The sequence below is a fragment of the Pseudomonas sp. AC229 genome (assembly GCF_979254655.1).
This window is the reverse complement of record NZ_CEEDHK010000009.1, coordinates 1-17,384: the sequence shown is the minus strand read 5'-3', so window position 1 is coordinate 17,384 and position 17,384 is coordinate 1. Positions and strand designations below refer to the sequence as shown.

Sequence of the window (17,384 nt, the reverse complement as noted above, 5' to 3'; positions counted from 1 at the left end):
GACAAACAGCGAAAAGGGGTCTTCTATGGAAGCCATTACCACTCGCCACGGCCTGTACCTGCCCAAGCTCGGCCTTGGAACCTGGCGAATGCTCGGCGATGACTGCACGCGCACGGTCGAGCAAGCGCTGGAGCTTGGTTATCGCCACCTCGACACCGCCACCGCCTATGACAACGAAGCCGCTATCGGCAAGGCGCTGGCGCACACCGCCATTCCCCGCGAGCAACTGCACGTGACCACCAAAGTCTGGTGGGACAAACTCGAACCCCAGGCCATGCGCCAGTCCCTGGACGCCAGCCGCAACGCCTTGGGCGACGACTGCCTCGACCTGTTTCTAATTCACTGGCCCGGCGATGCCAAAGCGGGCTGGAGCCTTGAACGCAGCATCGAAACGCTGGTAGCGCTGCGTGATGAAGGCAAGGCGCGGCAGATTGGCGTGGCCAACTTCAACGTCGCGTTGCTGCAGCGCGCGGTAGTGGAAATGGGCGCGCCGCTGTCGGTGATTCAGGTGGAGTACCACGTACTGCTCAACCAGCAACCGGTGCTCGATTTCGCCCGCCAACACGGCATGGCACTCACCGCCTATACGCCGCTGGCACGCGGCCAAGGCGCCGACACCGAGACGGTGCAACGTATCGCCAACAAACACGGCGTGCTGCCAAGCCAGATAGCCTTGGGCTGGGTGCTGGAACAGGACGGCGTGGCGGCGATTCCCAAATCCAACAGCCTGGAAAACCAGCGTGCGAATCTGGAGGCGTTGAACGTCAGGCTGGACGATGAGGATCGGGCAGCGATTGCCGCGTTGCCCAAGGATGTGCGGATTGTGAACCCGGCGTTTGCGCCGGTTTGGGATTGAGGACGCTGCGTTTGCCGCTGCCCTCTCCCCCAGCCCCTCTCCCGTAAACGGGAGAGGGGAGCCTTACCGAGTGAGCCGAAACAACGCCGATCTGCCCCCTCTGCCCGCTTGGGGGAGAGGGTTTTGCTCTACGGCCTCCCACAACCCGAGGTTTCCGGGGCTAAGGCCAGGCAAGGCGCCCCGCAGCTTTAAAGCGCAGCGTACTCAAGTACGTGAGCATTTAAAGCGAGGACGCAACGCAGCCTGGCCGACGACCCGGAGACCGGTCACCCCAAAGACTCAACCCCCATTTCATCCCATACTTCTTCGGCTAGATGAAACGTCGCGTTCGCCGCCGGAATCCCGCAATAAATCGCGCTCTGCATCAGTACTTCCTTGATCTCCTCTCGCGTCACGCCATTGTTCTTGGCGGCCTTGAGGTGCAGTTTCAGTTCGCCTTCGCGGTTCATGCCGATGAGCATGGCGATGGTGATCAGGCTGCGGGTGTGGCGCGGCAGCCCGGGGCGGGTCCAGATGTCGCCCCAGGCGTGGCGGGTGATCATTTCCTGGAATTCTTCGTTGAACGGCGTGAGGTTTTTCAGGCTGCGGTCGACGTGGGCGTCGCCCAATACTTCGCGGCGCACTTGCATGCCGGCGTCGTAGCGTTGTTTTTCGTCCATTGGATGGGTCGCCAAAATCAGTGGGTGAGAAAATCGAGCACGGCCTGGCTGAAGGCATCGCCGGCTTCAACGTTGGACAGATGCGCGGCATGGAATTCAACCAGCTGCGCGCCAGCGACGCGCTCGACGATAAAGCGCCCGTCAGCCGGTGTGGTCACGGCATCTTCGGTGCCGGAGACCATCAGCAGCGGCAACGTGATGCCGCCCAGTTGCTCGCGGAAATCGGCGTCGCGTACGGCCGCGCAGTTAGCCGCGTACCCTTGCGGCGAGGTGGCGGCGAGCATGCCGACCACTGCTTCAACCTTGGCGGTTTCAGCCTTGGCGAACTCGGGTGTGAACCAGCGGGCGATGGAGGCATTGCGCAGCGCCAGCATTGCCGCCGGGCCGTCGCGCAGGACCATTTCGATGCGTGGGTTCCACACATCCGGCCCACCGATTTTCGCGGCGGTGTTGCACAGCACCACGCGCTTGAGGCGCTCGGGGGCGTTGATCGCCAGCCACTGGCCAATCAATCCGCCCATGGACAAGCCGCAAAAATACGCCTGCTCAATGCCCAACGCATCGAGCAAGGCCAGCACGTCGCGGCCGTTCTGTTCGATGCTGTAAATGCCTTCGGTGACCAGCGATTTGCCGTGGCCACGGGTGTCGTAACGCAGCACCTGAAAATGCTGGCTGAACGCTTCGACCTGCGCGTCCCACATGTGCAGGTCAGTGCCCAGCGAGTTGGACAGCACCAGCACCGGCAACGCGGCGTCACCGTCCAGACGGTAGTTCAGTTCGCCATCGGCGAGGGTTACGGCAGGCATGAAACGCTCCTAAACACTGAGGACTTGATGGTCGGCAATGGCGCGCTGCACCCACAAACGCGCCTGGCCGAGGTAATGGGCGGGGTCGAGCAAATGATCGAGTTCGTCGCTGCTGAGTTGGGCGCTGACTTCGGCGTTTTCGCCGAGCACTTGGCGCAAGTGCACGCCCTGCTCCACCGCCAGGCGGCAGCATTGTTCGAGCAGATGATGGGCCGCATCGCGACCGATGCGCTGGGCCAGGGTGATGCTCACGGCTTCGGCCAGCACCAGCCCTTGGGTCAGGTCGAGGTTCTGGCGCATGCGTTCGGCATTCACCTCCAGGCCCGGCACCACCACGAGGGTTTGTTGCAGCGCGCCGGAGACCAGGCAGCACAGTTCCGGCAGGGTTTCCCATTCGGCATGCCAAAGGCCCAGGCTGCGTTCGTGTTCCTGCGGCATCGCCGCCAGCATGGTCGCGACCAGCCCCGGCGCGCGGGTGGCGGCGCCGATTAGTACGGCGCAGCTCACCGGGTTGCGTTTGTGCGGCATGGTCGAGGACCCGCCCTTGCCCGGCGCCGACGGCTCGAACACTTCGCCGGCTTCGGTTTGCATCAACAGGCTCAGGTCGCGGCCGAGTTTGCCCAAGGTGCCGGCGAGCAGGCCCAGCCAACTGGCGAATTCCACCAGGCGATCACGTTGGGTGTGCCAGGGCTGCTCGGGCAGGCGCAGGTTCAACTCCGTGGCCAACGCTTCGGCCGCTGGCATGGCGTTATCGCCCAGCGCTGCGAGGCTGCCCGAGGCGCCGCCGAATTGCAGCACCAACAGGCGCGGCTTCAGCTCGGCCAAGCGCTGGCGATGGCGAGTGACTGCGCCCAGCGTGCTGGCGATTTTCATGCCCAAGGTCACGGGCGTGGCATGTTGCAGCCAGGTGCGTCCGGCCATTGGCGTGGCGCAATGCAGGCTGGCCTGACTGGCGAGGGCGTTGCCCAGGTGCGCGAGGTCAGCCTCCAGCAACTCAATGGCGCTGCGCAGTTGCAGCACCAGGCCGCTGTCCATCACATCCTGGCTGGTGGCGCCGAGGTGAACGTAGCGCTCGGCTTCCTGGCTGACGCTGGCGATCTGTTTGCCCAGCGCCTTCACCAGCGGAATGGCGGAGTTGCCAGCGGTGGCGATGGCGGTGGCTAGGTTATCCACGTCGAACAGTTCGGCGCGGCAGGCGCCTTCGATGGGCGCGACGGCCTCAGCGGGAATCAGGCCGATGCTGCTCTGCGCACGGGCCAGCGCCGCCTCGAAATCGAGCATGCCCTGCAGCCGCCCGGCGTCGGAAAACACAGCCCGCATGGCGGGCTGGGTGAAGTAGGTGTCGAACAACTTGTTGCTCATACATTGTCCTTAAAAGATCACCGTCGGGGGCAAGAAAGGGAAGCGCGCAGGCTAACTGTGGGAGAGGCTTTAGCCTCGATGCTGTTGATCAAAAGCATCGAGGCTGAAGCCTCTCCTACATAACAAGTGCCCAATCTTACCTAGTGATCGTGATGCAAATACGCCGCCTGCTTAGGCAACCGCAGGCTGAACAGGAAGGCCACGGCCATCATGGCGGTGACGTACCAGTAGAAAGTGTTTTCCATGCCGATGCTTTTCAGCCCCAGCGCCACGTATTCCGCCGAGCCGCCGAACATGGCATTCGCCACGGCATAAGCCAGGCCCACGCCCAGGGCGCGCACTTGCGGCGGGAACATTTCGGCTTTCACCAGGCCGCTGATCGAGGTGTAGAAACTGACGATGGCCAAGGCCAGGGTGATCAGCACAAACGCCAGGAACGGGCTGCTAACGGTTTTCAGCGTGAGCAGAATCGGCACGGTGAACAGCGTGCCCAACGCGCCGAACCAAAGCATCGACGTGCGGCGGCCGATCTTGTCGGAAAGCATGCCGAACAGCGGCTGCATGCACATGTACAGGAACAGCGCGCCGGTCATGATGTAGCTCGCGGTTTTCGCGTGCATGCCGGCGGTGTTCACCAGGTACTTCTGCATATAGGTGGTGAAGGTGTAGAAAATCAGCGAGCCGCCAGCGGTGTAGCCGAGCACGGTGATAAACGCCGCTTTGTGGTGCTTGAACAGCGCGGCCATGCTGCCGGCGTCTTTGTCGGCGCGCTGCTCGGCGGTGGTGGTTTCTTCCAGGCTGCGACGCAGCAACAGGGAAATCACCGCCGCCACCGCACCGACCACGAACGGAATACGCCAGCCCCAGGCACGCAGTTCTTCTTCAGTCAGCAACTGCTGAAGAATCACCACCAGCGACACCGCCAGCAGTTGCCCGCCGATCAGGGTCACGTACTGGAACGAGGCGAAGAAGCCGCGCTGACCGCGTAGCGCCACTTCGCTCATGTAGGTGGCGGTGGTGCCGTACTCGCCGCCTACCGATAGCCCTTGGAACAGGCGCGCCATCAGCAACAGCGCCGGTGCCCAGGCGCCGATGCTGGCGTAGGTCGGCAGAAAGGCGATGACCAGTGAGCCGGCGCACATCATCAGCACCGAAATCATCATCGAGTTCTTGCGCCCGTGCTTATCGGCAACCCGGCCAAACAGCCAGCCACCAATGGGCCGCATCAAAAAACCGGCCGCAAATACGCCGGCGGTGTTGAGCAGTTGAACCGTGGGGTCGTCCGAGGGGAAAAACGCAGGGGCAAAGTAAATGGCGCAGAAGGCATAGACGTAGAAGTCGAACCATTCCACCAGGTTGCCCGAGGAGGCACCGACAATGGCGAAGATCCGTTTGCGACGTTCTTCGCCGGTGTAATGCATGGTGGTCATATCTTGTTACTCGTTTGGGTGTATGCGTGAGTCTAGACCCACGTAACAGCGCCCCGTTCAAACCTAAGCGCAGCGGCGGTCGTGCAACGGCCATCGCGGCTAAAGCCGCTCCCACAAGAACCGCATCTGTAGGAGCGGCCGGGCGGCGTTCCGCTTAGCCGCGATACTTTCAGCCGTTACACCGCTTCAACAGCAATCGCCAACCCCTGCCCCACGCCCACACACATGGTCGCCAGACCCAGCTTGCCGCCGGTCTTCTGCAGGTGATGCACCGCCGTCAGCACCAAACGGTTGCCGCTCATGCCCAAGGGATGACCCAGGGCGATGGCGCCGCCGTTGGGGTTTACCTTGGCGCTGTCGTCGGCCAGGCCCAGCTCGCGAACCACCGCCAGCCCTTGCGCGGCAAACGCTTCGTTGAGTTCGATGACGTCAAAAGCGTCGATGGACAGGTTCAGGCGTTCGAGCAATTTGCGCACGGCGGGAACCGGACCGATGCCCATCACCCGTGGTGCCACCCCGCCGCTGGCCATGCCCAGCACTTTGGCGCGCGGCGTAAGGCCGAATTTTTTCACGGCGTCGGCCGAGGCAAGAATCATCGCCGACGCGCCATCGTTGAGGCCCGAGGCGTTGCCGGCGGTCACGGTTTTATCCGCGCCGTTAACCGGTTTCAATTTGGCCAGGGCTTCGGCCGAGGTGTCGGCACGCGGGTGCTCATCGACGCTGAAGGTGGTGTCGCCCTTTTTGCCCTTGATGACCACCGGCACGATTTCTTCGGCGAAGAAGCCTGCCTCTTGTGCGGCGGCGGCGCGCTGCTGGCTGCGCAGGGCGAAGGCGTCCTGGTCGGCGCGGCTGACGCTGTAGTCTTCGGCGACGTTATCGCCAGTGACCGGCATCGGGTCGACGCCGTACTGCTCTTTCATCAGCGGGTTGATAAAGCGCCAGCCGAGGGTGGTGTCTTCCAGTTTCTGGCCACGGCCAAAGGCGCCGTCGGCTTTGCCCATTACGTAGGGCGCGCGAGTCATCGACTCCACGCCCGCTGCGATGGCCAGCTCCATTTCACCCGTGGCGATGGCGCGAAACGCGGCGCCTACCGCTTCCATGCCCGAGGCACAGAGGCGGTTTAGCGTTACGCCCGGCACGCTTTCTGGCAGGCCAGCCAACAACGCGGCCATGCGCGCGACGTTGCGGTTGTCTTCACCGGATTGGTTCGCGCAGCCCATGAACACTTCGTCCACAGCGTTCCAGTCGACCTGCGGATTGCGCTCGATCAGCGACTTCAGCGGTATCGCCGCCAAGTCATCGGCACGCACCGGCGACAGGCCGCCGTTGAGGCGACCAATCGGTGTGCGCACGGCATCGCAAATAAAAACTTCGCGTGTCATTCCTCACCTCCAGCCTGGCCATGAGCGGCGGCGGTGCGCGCTTCGAGGGCGCGCAGGGCTTCCAACTCGTGAGCTTGCGGCGCTTGCGTTACGCCAACTTGGTCGGCGAAACGGATCGCCCAGCCCGTGGCTTCCACCACCTGCTCGCGGGTGACGCCTGGGTGCAGCGAGGTGACGATGAACTCGTTGCTGCCGGCTTCCGGCTCCATGATGCACAGGTCGGTGATGATGCCCACCGGGCCTTTGCCCGGCAGGCCGAGGCGCTGGCGATGGTCGCCGCCTTCGCCGAAACCGACCGATGTCACGAAGGCCAGCTTGTCGACAAAGGTGCGGTGCGATTGCTTGAGAATGATCAGCACCGATTTGGCCGAGCCGGCAATTTCCGGCGCGCCACCGGCACCGGGCAAGCGCACTTTGGGCTTGTGGTAATCGCCGATCACGGTGGTGTTGATGTTGCCGAACTTGTCGACCTGGGCGGCGCCGAGGAAGCCGACGTCGATGCGCCCGCCTTGCAGCCAGTAGCGAAAAATCTCGCCGGTGGGCACCACGGTGTCAGCGGTTTCAGCCAGTTCGCCGTCGCCGATGGAGAGCGGCAATACGGTGGGCTTGGCGCCGATGGGGCCGGACTCGTAAATCAGAACCACGTCGGGCGATGAAGTCAGGCGCGCCAGGTTGGCGGCTTTGGATGGCAAACCGATACCGACAAAACACACCGAGCCATTTTTTAGGCGGCGGGCGGCGGCGACGGTCATCATTTCGTTGGTGCTGTAGTCGCTCATTATTTGGCCTCCGCGTGGTGCTTGCTGGCGAGCTTGTGCTGGAACGCGGCGAAGTCTTCGGTGCCTCGGATGTATTCGTCGATCCACGCGTTGAAGGCTTCGCGGTCGCGGGCGATGGGGTCCCAGGCTTGGTAGAAACGGTTGTCGCGCTCGTAGTAGCCGTGGGCGTACGACGGGTGTGCGCCGCCCGGCACCAGGCACACGGCGGTCAGCGCCCAGGTCGGCAGCACGCAGGCGTTCATGGGCGCTTGCAGGTCGTCGACAATTTCTTCAACGGTGACGATGCAGCGCTTGGCCGCCAGCGCCGCCTCTTTCTGCACGCCGAGAATGCCCCACAGCAGCACGTTGCCTTTGCGGTCGGCTTTTTGCGCGTGGATCACGGTCACGTCCGGCCGCACCGACGGCACCGCCGCCAGCACTTCGCCGGTGAACGGGCAGGTGACGGACTTGATCAGTGGGTTGACCTTGGGCAGGTCGGAGCCGGCGTAGGCGCGCAGCACCGCGAACGGCAAACCGGAGGCGCCGGCTACGTAGGAGTTGGCCAGGTCGGCGTGGCTGTGTTCTTCAATTTCCAGGGCGTGCGGCCAGTCTTTTTCCACGGCGTCGCGCAGACGATGCAGCGAACCCACGCCGGGGTTGCCGCCCCAGGAGAACACCAGGCGCTTGGCGCAGCCGGCGCCGATCAGCAGGTCGTAGACCAGGTCGGGCGTCATGCGCACCAGGGTCAGGTCTTTCTTGCCCTGGCGAATCAATTCGTGGGACGCAGCAGTCGGAATCAGGTGGGTAAAACCTTCGAGGGCAACGGTGTCGCCATCATGGACAAAGCGCTCGACCGCTTCGCGTAGAGACAGGAGTTCAGCCATGTTCGATCTCGTCTTGTTATCCGGGGCGCCTCGGAAATGGGTAGGCGCCGGGTGGGAAAACAGTACGCCGCGAGGGGGGGCGGAACAATCCGATAATCGACTATCCGTTCGATTATCGAACATTTGATTCGCCGAGGTTTTGTTCGAGAAACGCGCGCTGCCTTTGATCAGCCGAGAATGAAACGCACCGCTGCGCATGCAGTACAATCGCGACCTTTGCCCGGCGCCTGACTGCCTCAACCTGATTGACTGAGCCCCCATGATCGAGCCCAAGCGCGTACTGCGCGCCCTCGCTGAACACTGGACGTTACTCGAGCCGCTCTGCGAACGGTTCGACCAAGGCACCATGAGCCTGATCGAATTGCGCGCGCAGCTGGCGGTGCAACTGGTGCAAAGCACCCCCGCCGACATCACCGGCCTGCTGGACACCTGGATCCGCCTGGACATTCTGGTGCCAGTGGCCAAGAGCCCGAACCGCTTCGAGCTCAACGCGCAAATTCACGACTTCCTCGCCTACCTGCGCCGCGAACACCGCCTGGGCCTGTGCCTGGAAATTGAAGCGTATCTGCGCCACCTCGAACGCCTGGCCGGTTATATCCAGGACGCCTTCGAGATTCGCGACGCCAACGACCTGGCCCGCCAGTTGCGCCTGCTCGATATGCGCGTGCGCGATGTGCTGAAAAAGCTCGCCAACGATGAGCAGGCGCTGGTGGGCGTGGCCGACCGCGCCAAGACCAGCGACCGGCAGATTCCGCTGCGTCAGCGCTATGCCGAAGTGCTGGCGACCTGGGACGAATACGTTGAGCCGATGATTCAACTGGTAAACGCCGATGGCGCCTTCGAACAAGGCGTGCGCCGCGTTGAGCAAGTGTTGTTGCGCTTGCTCAGCGAACAGCATCGCCTGGGCCAACTGGTGGACGACGACCTGCTGCTGCGCACCCATGCGCGCATTCTGGAGATGCAAACCACAGCCCAGCTAACGCTGCGCCGCGCCCGCGAATTGCTGCTGCCGCTGCGTGAAGAAGCGCGCCGGCATAACGCCGTAACCCGTGGCGCCGCGCTGGCGTTGTCGGCCATCCGCCGCAAAGGGCTGGACGCCGTGCCGCAGGCGGCGCTGCCGCTGTTCACTCGCCCGCAGAGCACCTTTCTTGGCAGCACCAGTCAGGTGGAGTCGTACGTTTACGCCCTGGCCCGCTTCGAGCCCAAACCCACGCAGTTCCCCAAGGCCAGCGGCGCGCGCAAAGGCGAAGCGCCGAAAGCGCCACGCACCGCGCGGGAAATGCTCGAGCGCTGCCAGAGCGCCTTGCCGATGCCCGATCTCATGGTGTGGCTGCTGGAGCAAGAGCCCGAAGGCGCCACCGACGAATTGCTGTACTGGTTTTCGCGGTTGTCGCGCGACGGCCGTTTCCAGCGTGAGCGCCTGGAGCGCCGCGACTATTACACCGCCGAGCACCAGGTCAGCCTGTGCTCCTTTGCGTTGGTGGCCAGCACCCATGCTTGAGCCCGTCGCCACTCTTTTTGAAGACTATTGCGCATGAATATCGACCTGTCCGAACTCAGCCACTTGGCGCCGATTTTCCGCGAGCTGTTCAAGGGTTATCACGTCAGCCACCGCGACGCCGAGCTGTACAGCCAACTCTCCAACCAGCAGGACGCCTACCGCGCGTTATTCCGCGCGCTGGGTTTCGAGCTGGTGTGCGACACCCGTGGTTTCTACTATTTCGTGCCCGAGCAAATGGGCGCACAAGTGAACAAAACCGCCCAACGTCTGGCGCTGTTCACCTTCATTCTGGTGGAGCACCTGGCCGATCAGGGCCGTGACCCGCTGGCCGTGCTGGACGGCGGCAGCCTGGGCCGCGACGAGCTGCCTCCGCTGCTGGAGAAATACCGCGACCTGTTTGTGCAGGCCGAGGTCACCACTCAGGAAGAGTTGGAAGAAAAGGTGATGCGCCGCATGACGCAGTTGGGTTTTGCCAACGAGGAAAACGGCGTGTACCGCTTCCTGCCGCCGATGCATCGCTTCCTCGACGTGTGCCTCTCGGTGCAACAAGACCGCGACCTGGCCGCCAGCCTGCACAGCGTGCTGCCGTTGCCGACGCCGGCCCTGGTGGACGACGACAGCGGCGACGACATTCTGCTGATCGATGGCGAGCAGGACGACGACATTCCTCCGCTGCCCGCCATCGCCGCTGCACCCGTGGTCATTGAAGAAGAAAGCGAAGAACAAGCCCTGGCCCGCGCCTTGGCTGAAGAGCGTGCCAATCAGGAGATCGATGCATGAGCCAGGAACGCTACGGTATCCGCCGCTTTGCCTTGCTGAACACCGCCGGTTACAGCCTGGGTTTGTTCCCGCTGGAACAACCGTTGTCGGTGTATGGCGCCAACAACCTGGGCAAGAGCGCCTCGATCAACGCCCTGCAATTTCCGATTTTGGCGCGTATGTCAGACATGAGCTTCGGCAAGTACAGCCTCGAAGCGTCGCGCAAGTTCTACTTCGCCAGCGACACCAGTTACATCCTCGTTGAAGTCGCCCTGCCCCACGGCCCGCACGTAATCGGCGTGGCCGGGCGCGGCCCGGGTGGCGGCTTCGGCCACCAGTTCTTTGCCTATGCCGGCGAGCTGCACCTGGAGCATTACCAGAAGAACGGCACCTGCCTGCGCCAGCGCGAGCTGTTTGCCAATCTGGAGCGGGAGAACATCAAGGCTTATGAACTGAAGCCGGAAGAACTGCGCCGGTTGCTGGTAGGCGGGCACACCTCGATTCCGCTGGACCTGACCCTGATCCCGCTGCGCTCCACCAGCGAGCAGAGCCTGAAGACCTTCCGCGCGCTGTTTATCAACCTGCTGCACATGCGCGAAATCACCGCCGCCAAGCTCAAGCAATTGTTCCTCGATGCGTTCGAACACAGCCTGCGTTCGGGTAGCGTCGATTACATTGCTGCGTGCGAAGAAGCCTTCCGCGACGTGCGCCGCATGGAAGCCGATTACCAATCGCTGGTTGCCGCCGGGCCACTGGTCGAAGCGCTAAGCGCCGGCGTGGCGCAACGGGAAGTGCTACGCGGCAAGCTGCACCGCATTTCGCCGTTGCTCGATTCGCTGCTGGGCACCTGGCAAGACTACGCCGGCGCCCGCCGCGAAGAGTTGGTGATTCAGGCCGAGCATTACCGTGGCGAGCAAGACGGCTTGCAGCACGAACAGCGCGGCGGCACCCAGGAGCTGATGCGACTGGAACGTGAGATCAGCGAAATTCAGCGCTGGCTCGGCGAGTTCGGCGTACTGAAACATCGCTTCGCGCTGGTCGAGAACGCTCAGGTGTTGGAGCAGCAATTGCTCGCCGCCAAAGATGCCCACGATGAACTGGCCGGTGCGCTGGCGCAGTCGCGGCAGTTCTCCAGCGAAGACCTGGACGAACGTCTGCGCGACTTGGAAAAACGCCTGAAGTCCGTGCGCCAACAACTGGAGCACGCCGACAACAACAGCTACGCGCGCTTGCGTGAAGAGTTCAGCCAGCAAGACGTCGAGCGCCTGATGCGCCTGTTCAACGGCGCGCTGTTCAGCCTGCCGCTGGGCGAGCATGGCATCGGCCTGGATGAAGACGGCAAATGGGTGAAGTCGCTGGAAGTGATTCTCGACGGGTTCAAAGCCGAGCGTTTTGAAGTGCCGGGCCTGAGCATCGACCTCAGCCATATCGAGCCGCCAGCCCTGCAAGCCCTGGCCGACCGCGCCGCCTTGCGCGACCAGAAAGAGCGCCTGGAAAAAGAGCTGAAACAGCTCAAGACGCAACAGAGCGTCGCCTCCGACCGCGCCGCCAGCAAAGCCCAGGCCGAAACCCTGTACAACCAGGTGCTGGATGCGCAAAAAGCGCTGGAAGACTTCCGCCGCAGCCAGACCCTGGCCGTCGAGGAGCCCGCCAAGCTGGAACAACTGGCCCAGGCCGAAGCCGCGCAGGACGACCTCAAGCGCGCCAGCGATGCGTTTACCGAACGCGTGCAGCAGCTGTCGGCCAAGCTGCAACTGGTCGGCCGTCAACTGGCTGATCTGGAAGCCAAAGAACGCACCCTGGAAGACGCCCTGCGTCGTCGCCAGTTGCTGCCAGCCAACCTGCCCTTCGGCACGCCGTTTATGGAGCCGGTGGACGACTCGCTCGACAACTTGCTGCCGCTGCTCAACGACTATCAGGACGCGTGGCAAAGCCTGCAGCGCATCGACGGGCAGATTGAAGCGCTGTACGCGCAGATTCGCCTCAAGGGCGTGGCCAAATTCGACAGCGAGGACGACGTCGAGCGTCGTCTGCACCTGCTGATCAACGCCTACGCGCACCGCCAGGATGAAGCGCTGACCCTGGCCAAAGCGCGTCGCGCGGCAGTCACCGACATCGCCCGCACCCTGCGCAACATCCGCAGCGACTACGACAACCTCGAACACCAGTTGGCCCTGTTCAACCGCGAGATCAACCGCCGTCAGGTCTCCAACCTCGAAAGCTTCCGCATCGTGCTGGCGCCAAACAAAGACGCACTCAAACACATCGACCAGATCATCCACAGTGCTGGCCAGTACGAAGAAGGCGAAACCCTGTCGGTGTTCGACCTCAACCAGTCGGCCGATCAGGACGTGCGCAACGAGGAAGCCAAGGAATACCTGGCACGCCTGGTCGCTGCCAACCACAACCAGCTGGGGCTAAAAGACCTGTTCGAACTGGCGTTCGAAATCACCAAAGTCGGCGGCCAGCCAATCGTGCACACCGACATCGACGGCGCCGCCTCGAACGGCACGACCATGACCATCAAAGCGCTGACCAACATGTACCTGTTGCTGCACCTGATGGACCGCGAGCAAGCCGGCAAAGTGCGCCTGCCGTACTACCTCGACGAAGCCGCCGACATCGACGAACGCAACCAACAAGCCCTGATCGAAACCAGCCTGCAGTTGGGCTTCGTGCCGATTCTGGCCAGCGTTAAACCGCAGGTGTGCGCCCATGTAGCCATCGACCTGGAAGGCGGCAGCGGGCCGAACGGGATCTACATTGATGAAGCGGACTGGAAATACATCCGTCGGCATGAGCCGGTGGTGAAGGTTGAGGCGGTGGTTGAGCCGGCTTGAGGCGTGGGAAATTGTGATTGGCTTGAGGGCCAATCGCGGCTAAGCAGCTCCTACAGAATGTTGTTTGTTTTTGATCCAAAAAAAGGGCCGCTAAGCGGCCCTTTCCAATTTCAGACTCAACACAAATCGAGATCGAGCGAGCTAGAGCAGTACAAGGCCAAGACGGCCCGGGCGAAAACGGCTTTTGAAGCGCAGTGGGCTCAAGCCCATGAGCATTCAAAAACCGTTTTCAACGCAGTAATGCCGACGCGCAGCCGGTCGCTCACTTACCCAAAGAAATTTTGGGGGCCCATTTTAGCCACTCGTCATTCGCTTCTTCATTGAGCACAAACGTCTGCTCCGCCTTCGCTGGCGCACCCATCTGATCGCCCTCCGGCGTGGCGAATGCAATACCGCCTTGCAGCAACGACTCAACCGACTCCGTGCGCACCTTGGCGCCTTTGAACAATCCCCAATCCACCGAGAACCCACTGACACTCCAGAAGCGACTGCCGCCGCGAACCAGGGCGGCATAACGCGGTTCGATCAGCACGCGGATCAGCACGCGGTCCGCCGTAGCGCCTAGCTCAATGCCGGTAACTTTGCCCACCTGCACTTCACGGTAGGTGACGGGCACATCGGCTTTGATCGAGCCACGACGCGGCGCGCTCAGGGTCAGTTTCAATCCGCTTTCCTGGGTCGCCAGCACCGGCGGCTCGTTCAGCGCGACGAAGTTGGTCTGCGCCACCGAGGCTTTGGCGGCCGGCTGCACTTGCAGGTATTGGCCGCTGACCAGGGTGTCGAGGTTGGCGGTGCGGATCAGACCGAGTTCAGGTTTGACCACCCAGAACTGCGAGCCGGCGCGGGCGACTTTGTCGGCGCTTTCGGTGATTCGTGCCGTCAACTGAACAGCTTGCAGGTCATCGGTGAGGGCCACGGTTTCGACTTTGCCCAGATCGATGCCTTTGTAGCGAATGGGTGTGCCGGGTTTCAGGCCATCGCCTGAGTCGACGCGGATGTTGATGACGGTGCCCTTCTGCAAGGCGTTTTCGCGGTCGGGGTGCAGGGTGAAGCGCTGTACCCGTTTGGTCGGCGCGGCTTTGGGGTCTGGCGTTTCAAAGCTGATACCACCGGCGAGCAGGGTTTGCAGGGATTCGCTTTTTACTGTGACGCCAGAGAGACCACCGCTCAGGGTGATGCCGCTGGCGTTCCAGAAGCGGGTGGAGTTGTTCACCAAGTTGGCGTACTCGGGTTCGATGTGGACGCCAATGGCGACGCGCTTGCGGTCGCGCGCCAGTTGATAGCTTTGCACGGTGCCGACTTTGATTTGTTTGTAGAGCACCGGGCTGCCGACTTCGAGCGAGCCGAGTACGTCGCTGTACAACACCAGATGAAGGCCGGGGGCGCTGAGGTCCAGCGGTGGGGCCTTGGCGCGGGCAACGAACTCACGGGCCGGCGGGTTGCCCTTCTCGCCCGGGCGCACGGCGATGTAGTTGCCTTTGACCAAGGCTTCGATACCGGTGATGCCAGCCAGGGAGATAACCGGTTTGACCACCCAGAACTCGGTGCCCTCCACCAGGTAGTCCTCGCTGCGCGGGTCGAGAGCAAGCTCGGCGGAAGCGGTGGCAAGGTCGTCGTTCATCTTCAGGGTTTTCAGCGTTCCGACCTGAATGCCCTTGTACATAATCGGTGTGCGACCCGCTTGCAGCCCTTCGAAATCGCTGAGTTTCACATTGACCTTGATGCCGACCTGGGCGGCATCGAAATCTTCATACAGGCGGAAGGGCAGGCTTGGGTCGGTGGGCGGACTGTCTTTGCGGTGTTCCGGTGTAGCGAACGCGATGCCGCCGGCAACGATGCTGGCGAGCGATTCAGTGCGCAGCTTGAAGCCGCCCAGATCCGCATTCACGGTCACGCCACTGGCGTTCCAGAAGCGCGTGTGTTTGCGCACCAATGAAGCGTATTGAGGCTGGATAAACACCTTCACTTCAACGGTGGTCTGGTCGGCGGCCAGGCTGTAGCTCTTCACCACTCCGACCTGAATTTGCTTGTAGAACACCGGGCTGTCGCGGTTGAGCGAACCCAGGCGCTCGGCTTTTAGGGTCAGATGCAAACCGGGCACGGAGTCAGCGATGGGCGGCACTTCGTTGAGCGCGGTGAATTTGCGCTCTGGCTCGCCGTCACCTGGCGCCGCCGTGATGTAGTTGCCCGACACCAAGGTTTCCAGGCCGGTGACGCCGGCCAGACTCACGCTGGGTTTCACTAACCAGAAGCGCGTATTGGTGCGCAGAAATGGCTCTACGTCTTTGTCCATCTCGACCGTGGCAATAACGCCACGGCGGGCGCCGGTGTCATCCAGGGTGAGGGTCTTCACCTTGCCGACTGGCATGCCTTTGTAGATGACCTCGGTTTTGCCCGCCTGAATACCATCGCCGGACGCGAAGATGATCTGAATGTCGATGCCCGCCTGTTCATAGGCGCGCCAGGCCAGCCAGCCGCCGATCAACAGTGCGATCAGGGGCAGCACCCAAATGGCAGACCAATTTGAGGCCGGCCGGATTTTGGCTTTGGGCAGATCATTCATCGTCATTGTCATCCGTTTCCGTGTTGTCCCAGAGCAAGCGCGGGTCGAAGGTGTGAGCGGCCAGCATGGTCAGGATCACTACGCTGGCAAAAGCGGCGGCACCGTAGCCGGGCTCGATGCTGGCCAGGGTGCCAAAGTTAACCAAGGCCACCAGGATGGCGATGACGAACACGTCGAGCATCGACCATCGGCCGATCCATTCAATAAAGCGGTACATCACGATGCGCTGGCGGGGCGTCATCGGCAGGCGGCGCTGCACCGAGTAGAGCAGCAAGCCGATGCCAACCAGTTTGAAGGTGGGCACCAGAATGCTGGCGATAAACACCACGGCGGCGATGGGGATCATGCCGTACTGCACCAGGGAGATCACGCCAGACATGATGGTGTCGGGCTCGCCTTTGCCGAGGGTGCTGACGGTCATGATCGGCAGAAGGTTAGCCGGGATGTACAAGATTGCCGATGTCACCAACAGAGCCCAAGTGCGCTTCAGGCTATTGGGGTTACGGGCGTGAACGCTAGCACCGCAGCGGGTGCAGAATTGGGAGTGGGTGTCGGGCTCTTCTCTATTGAGCTGGTGGCATTCGTGGCACACCAGGATGCCGGCATCAATGGCTCGCATGGTCGCTCTCCCCCGACAGCGCTTCCCAGATTTGATGGGGCGTCATGGTGACTTCAAGCCAGACTTGTATCAGCAACAGGGCAACGAAACAGGCAAGACCAAACCCGAGCGTGACATCCGCCAGGCCGATGAGTTTGACGATGGAAACGAGGGTGCCCATCAAGTACACCTCGAGCATGCCCCATTCGCGCATATGGTGATAAATGCGGTAGAGCAGCAGGCCGTAGCTGCGGCCGAACTTCAGTTGGATGGAGAGCAGGACTAGAAATTGGCAAAGCAGCTTGAGCAGGGGAACCGCCATGCTGCAGAGGAACACGACCACGGCGACGCCTTGCATGCCGGAATTGTAGAGCGCGAGTACGCCGCTCCAAACTGTGTCGACGCTGCGCTGGCCGAGCAAGCTGAGCTCCATGATCGGCAAAAAATTCGCGGGGAAATACAACAGCAGCGCCGCAATCACCAGCGCCATACTGCGCTTCACCACTTTGGGGCGACTCATGTACAGCTCAAAGCCGCAGCGCGGACAGTGGGCGCTGTCGCCGACGTTGAGCTCGGGTTTGAGCATCAGCAAATCACATTCATGGCAGGCTGTTAACGCCTCCAATGGCATCTCGGGCAACTCGCGAGCATCTGCAGCATCAGACATGAAAGAGCTCTAGTGAACGTGCCAAACAATGGGATATGAACGATTACGAACGGTTGCTGGCAATCGTAGACGCAATAAGGTGAGTACGGCGACCGTTGCGTTGTGTCTTGGACCGACAGGGTGGCAGAACTGCTGAGTTCTGCGCAGTTGGGGTCGGGGACACAAGTGGCACTATTCTTCATTTCCTTACTGGAAACGAGGCGCCTATCGAAACCTCTGCCCTCGCCAAACTTTTCTTGGCACAAAAACAAACCCCCTACCCGTTTTCACGAGTAGGGGGTTTGGAATTTAAGCTTGACGATGACCTACTCTCACATGG

Annotated in this window: 14 protein-coding genes; 4 read left to right on the top strand and 10 right to left on the bottom strand. The window is 62.1% G+C overall.

Annotation, left to right across the window (positions count from 1 at the left end):
• The first annotated feature begins 25 nt into the window (after positions 1-25).
• Entirely contained in the window at positions 26-856 is an 831-nt protein-coding gene (locus tag AC0IW7_RS13780) for an aldo/keto reductase (RefSeq protein WP_471818728.1), read from the top strand.
• Positions 857-1,122: 266 nt separating this feature from the next.
• Here AC0IW7_RS13780 and pcaC read toward each other — a convergent pair whose 3' ends face one another.
• From pcaC to AC0IW7_RS13745, 7 genes are all read right to left on the bottom strand, one after another.
• Positions 1,123-1,515 (bottom strand): 4-carboxymuconolactone decarboxylase, encoded by a 393-nt coding sequence (pcaC, locus tag AC0IW7_RS13775; RefSeq protein ID WP_463550719.1) that lies wholly within the window; start codon positions 1,513-1,515, stop codon positions 1,123-1,125.
• Between the two features lie 17 nt (positions 1,516-1,532).
• Positions 1,533-2,321 (bottom strand): 3-oxoadipate enol-lactonase, encoded by a 789-nt coding sequence (gene pcaD, locus AC0IW7_RS13770; RefSeq protein ID WP_471818726.1) that lies wholly within the window; start codon positions 2,319-2,321, stop codon positions 1,533-1,535.
• Between the two features lie 9 nt (positions 2,322-2,330).
• A complete protein-coding gene (locus tag AC0IW7_RS13765; protein ID WP_471818724.1) occupies positions 2,331-3,683 on the bottom strand; it encodes a 3-carboxy-cis,cis-muconate cycloisomerase in 1,353 nt (450 codons plus the stop codon).
• A 140-nt stretch (positions 3,684-3,823) separates the two neighbouring features.
• The gene (locus AC0IW7_RS13760) at positions 3,824-5,113 is read right to left on the bottom strand and encodes an MFS family transporter (RefSeq protein WP_122493378.1); all 1,290 of its coding nucleotides are present in this window, start codon (positions 5,111-5,113) and stop codon (positions 3,824-3,826) included.
• Positions 5,114-5,289: 176 nt separating this feature from the next.
• Positions 5,290-6,495, bottom strand: a complete 1,206-nt coding sequence (gene pcaF, locus AC0IW7_RS13755; RefSeq protein ID WP_471818722.1) for a 3-oxoadipyl-CoA thiolase — start codon at positions 6,493-6,495, stop codon at positions 5,290-5,292.
• Positions 6,492-7,274 (bottom strand): CoA-transferase subunit beta, encoded by a 783-nt coding sequence (locus AC0IW7_RS13750; RefSeq protein ID WP_463383998.1) that lies wholly within the window; start codon positions 7,272-7,274, stop codon positions 6,492-6,494. The genes pcaF and AC0IW7_RS13750 overlap by 4 nt, the downstream gene beginning before the upstream one ends.
• Entirely contained in the window at positions 7,274-8,137 is an 864-nt protein-coding gene (locus AC0IW7_RS13745; RefSeq protein ID WP_471818720.1) for a CoA transferase subunit A, read from the bottom strand. The genes AC0IW7_RS13750 and AC0IW7_RS13745 overlap by 1 nt, the downstream gene beginning before the upstream one ends.
• Before the next feature lie 259 nt (positions 8,138-8,396).
• Between AC0IW7_RS13745 and mksB the strand changes: the two genes are divergently transcribed.
• The 3 genes from mksB to mksF are packed head-to-tail and all read left to right on the top strand — an operon-like array spanning position 8,397 to position 13,237.
• Positions 8,397-9,638, top strand: a complete 1,242-nt coding sequence (gene mksB, locus AC0IW7_RS13740) for an Mks condensin complex protein MksB (protein ID WP_463550724.1) — start codon at positions 8,397-8,399, stop codon at positions 9,636-9,638.
• 33 nt (positions 9,639-9,671) lie between these two features.
• Complete coding sequence (gene mksE, locus AC0IW7_RS13735) at positions 9,672-10,418, top strand: Mks condensin complex protein MksE (RefSeq protein ID WP_471818718.1); 747 nt, start codon at positions 9,672-9,674, stop codon at positions 10,416-10,418.
• Positions 10,415-13,237: an Mks condensin complex protein MksF gene (mksF, locus tag AC0IW7_RS13730; RefSeq protein ID WP_471818716.1), complete on the top strand. Its 2,823-nt coding sequence runs from the start codon at positions 10,415-10,417 to the stop codon at positions 13,235-13,237. The genes mksE and mksF overlap by 4 nt, the downstream gene beginning before the upstream one ends.
• A 262-nt stretch (positions 13,238-13,499) precedes the next feature.
• Here mksF and AC0IW7_RS13725 read toward each other — a convergent pair whose 3' ends face one another.
• The 3 genes from AC0IW7_RS13725 to AC0IW7_RS13715 are packed head-to-tail and all read right to left on the bottom strand — an operon-like array spanning position 13,500 to position 17,065.
• Positions 13,500-15,800, bottom strand: coding sequence for a PqiB family protein (locus AC0IW7_RS13725; protein WP_471818976.1), 2,301 nt, complete (start codon positions 15,798-15,800; stop codon positions 13,500-13,502).
• Positions 15,793-16,419, bottom strand: a complete 627-nt coding sequence (locus AC0IW7_RS13720; RefSeq protein WP_471818714.1) for a paraquat-inducible protein A — start codon at positions 16,417-16,419, stop codon at positions 15,793-15,795. The genes AC0IW7_RS13725 and AC0IW7_RS13720 overlap by 8 nt, the downstream gene beginning before the upstream one ends.
• Entirely contained in the window at positions 16,406-17,065 is a 660-nt protein-coding gene (locus AC0IW7_RS13715; RefSeq protein ID WP_122493386.1) for a paraquat-inducible protein A, read from the bottom strand. Before AC0IW7_RS13715 ends, AC0IW7_RS13720 begins: the two co-directional genes overlap by 14 nt.
• Positions 17,066-17,384: the final 319 nt, after the last annotated feature.

Coding starts and splice junctions, on each gene's coding strand:
- AC0IW7_RS13780 (WP_471818728.1), top strand. CDS start 26: ATGGAAGCCATTACCACTCGCCACGGCCTGTACCTGCCCAAGCTCGGC.
- pcaC (WP_463550719.1), bottom strand. CDS start 1,515: ATGGACGAAAAACAACGCTACGACGCCGGCATGCAAGTGCGCCGCGAA.
- pcaD (WP_471818726.1), bottom strand. CDS start 2,321: ATGCCTGCCGTAACCCTCGCCGATGGCGAACTGAACTACCGTCTGGAC.
- AC0IW7_RS13765 (WP_471818724.1), bottom strand. CDS start 3,683: ATGAGCAACAAGTTGTTCGACACCTACTTCACCCAGCCCGCCATGCGG.
- AC0IW7_RS13760 (WP_122493378.1), bottom strand. CDS start 5,113: ATGACCACCATGCATTACACCGGCGAAGAACGTCGCAAACGGATCTTC.
- pcaF (WP_471818722.1), bottom strand. CDS start 6,495: ATGACACGCGAAGTTTTTATTTGCGATGCCGTGCGCACACCGATTGGT.
- AC0IW7_RS13750 (WP_463383998.1), bottom strand. CDS start 7,274: ATGAGCGACTACAGCACCAACGAAATGATGACCGTCGCCGCCGCCCGC.
- AC0IW7_RS13745 (WP_471818720.1), bottom strand. CDS start 8,137: ATGGCTGAACTCCTGTCTCTACGCGAAGCGGTCGAGCGCTTTGTCCAT.
- mksB (WP_463550724.1), top strand. CDS start 8,397: ATGATCGAGCCCAAGCGCGTACTGCGCGCCCTCGCTGAACACTGGACG.
- mksE (WP_471818718.1), top strand. CDS start 9,672: ATGAATATCGACCTGTCCGAACTCAGCCACTTGGCGCCGATTTTCCGC.
- mksF (WP_471818716.1), top strand. CDS start 10,415: ATGAGCCAGGAACGCTACGGTATCCGCCGCTTTGCCTTGCTGAACACC.
- AC0IW7_RS13725 (WP_471818976.1), bottom strand. CDS start 15,800: ATGAATGATCTGCCCAAAGCCAAAATCCGGCCGGCCTCAAATTGGTCT.
- AC0IW7_RS13720 (WP_471818714.1), bottom strand. CDS start 16,419: ATGCGAGCCATTGATGCCGGCATCCTGGTGTGCCACGAATGCCACCAG.
- AC0IW7_RS13715 (WP_122493386.1), bottom strand. CDS start 17,065: ATGTCTGATGCTGCAGATGCTCGCGAGTTGCCCGAGATGCCATTGGAG.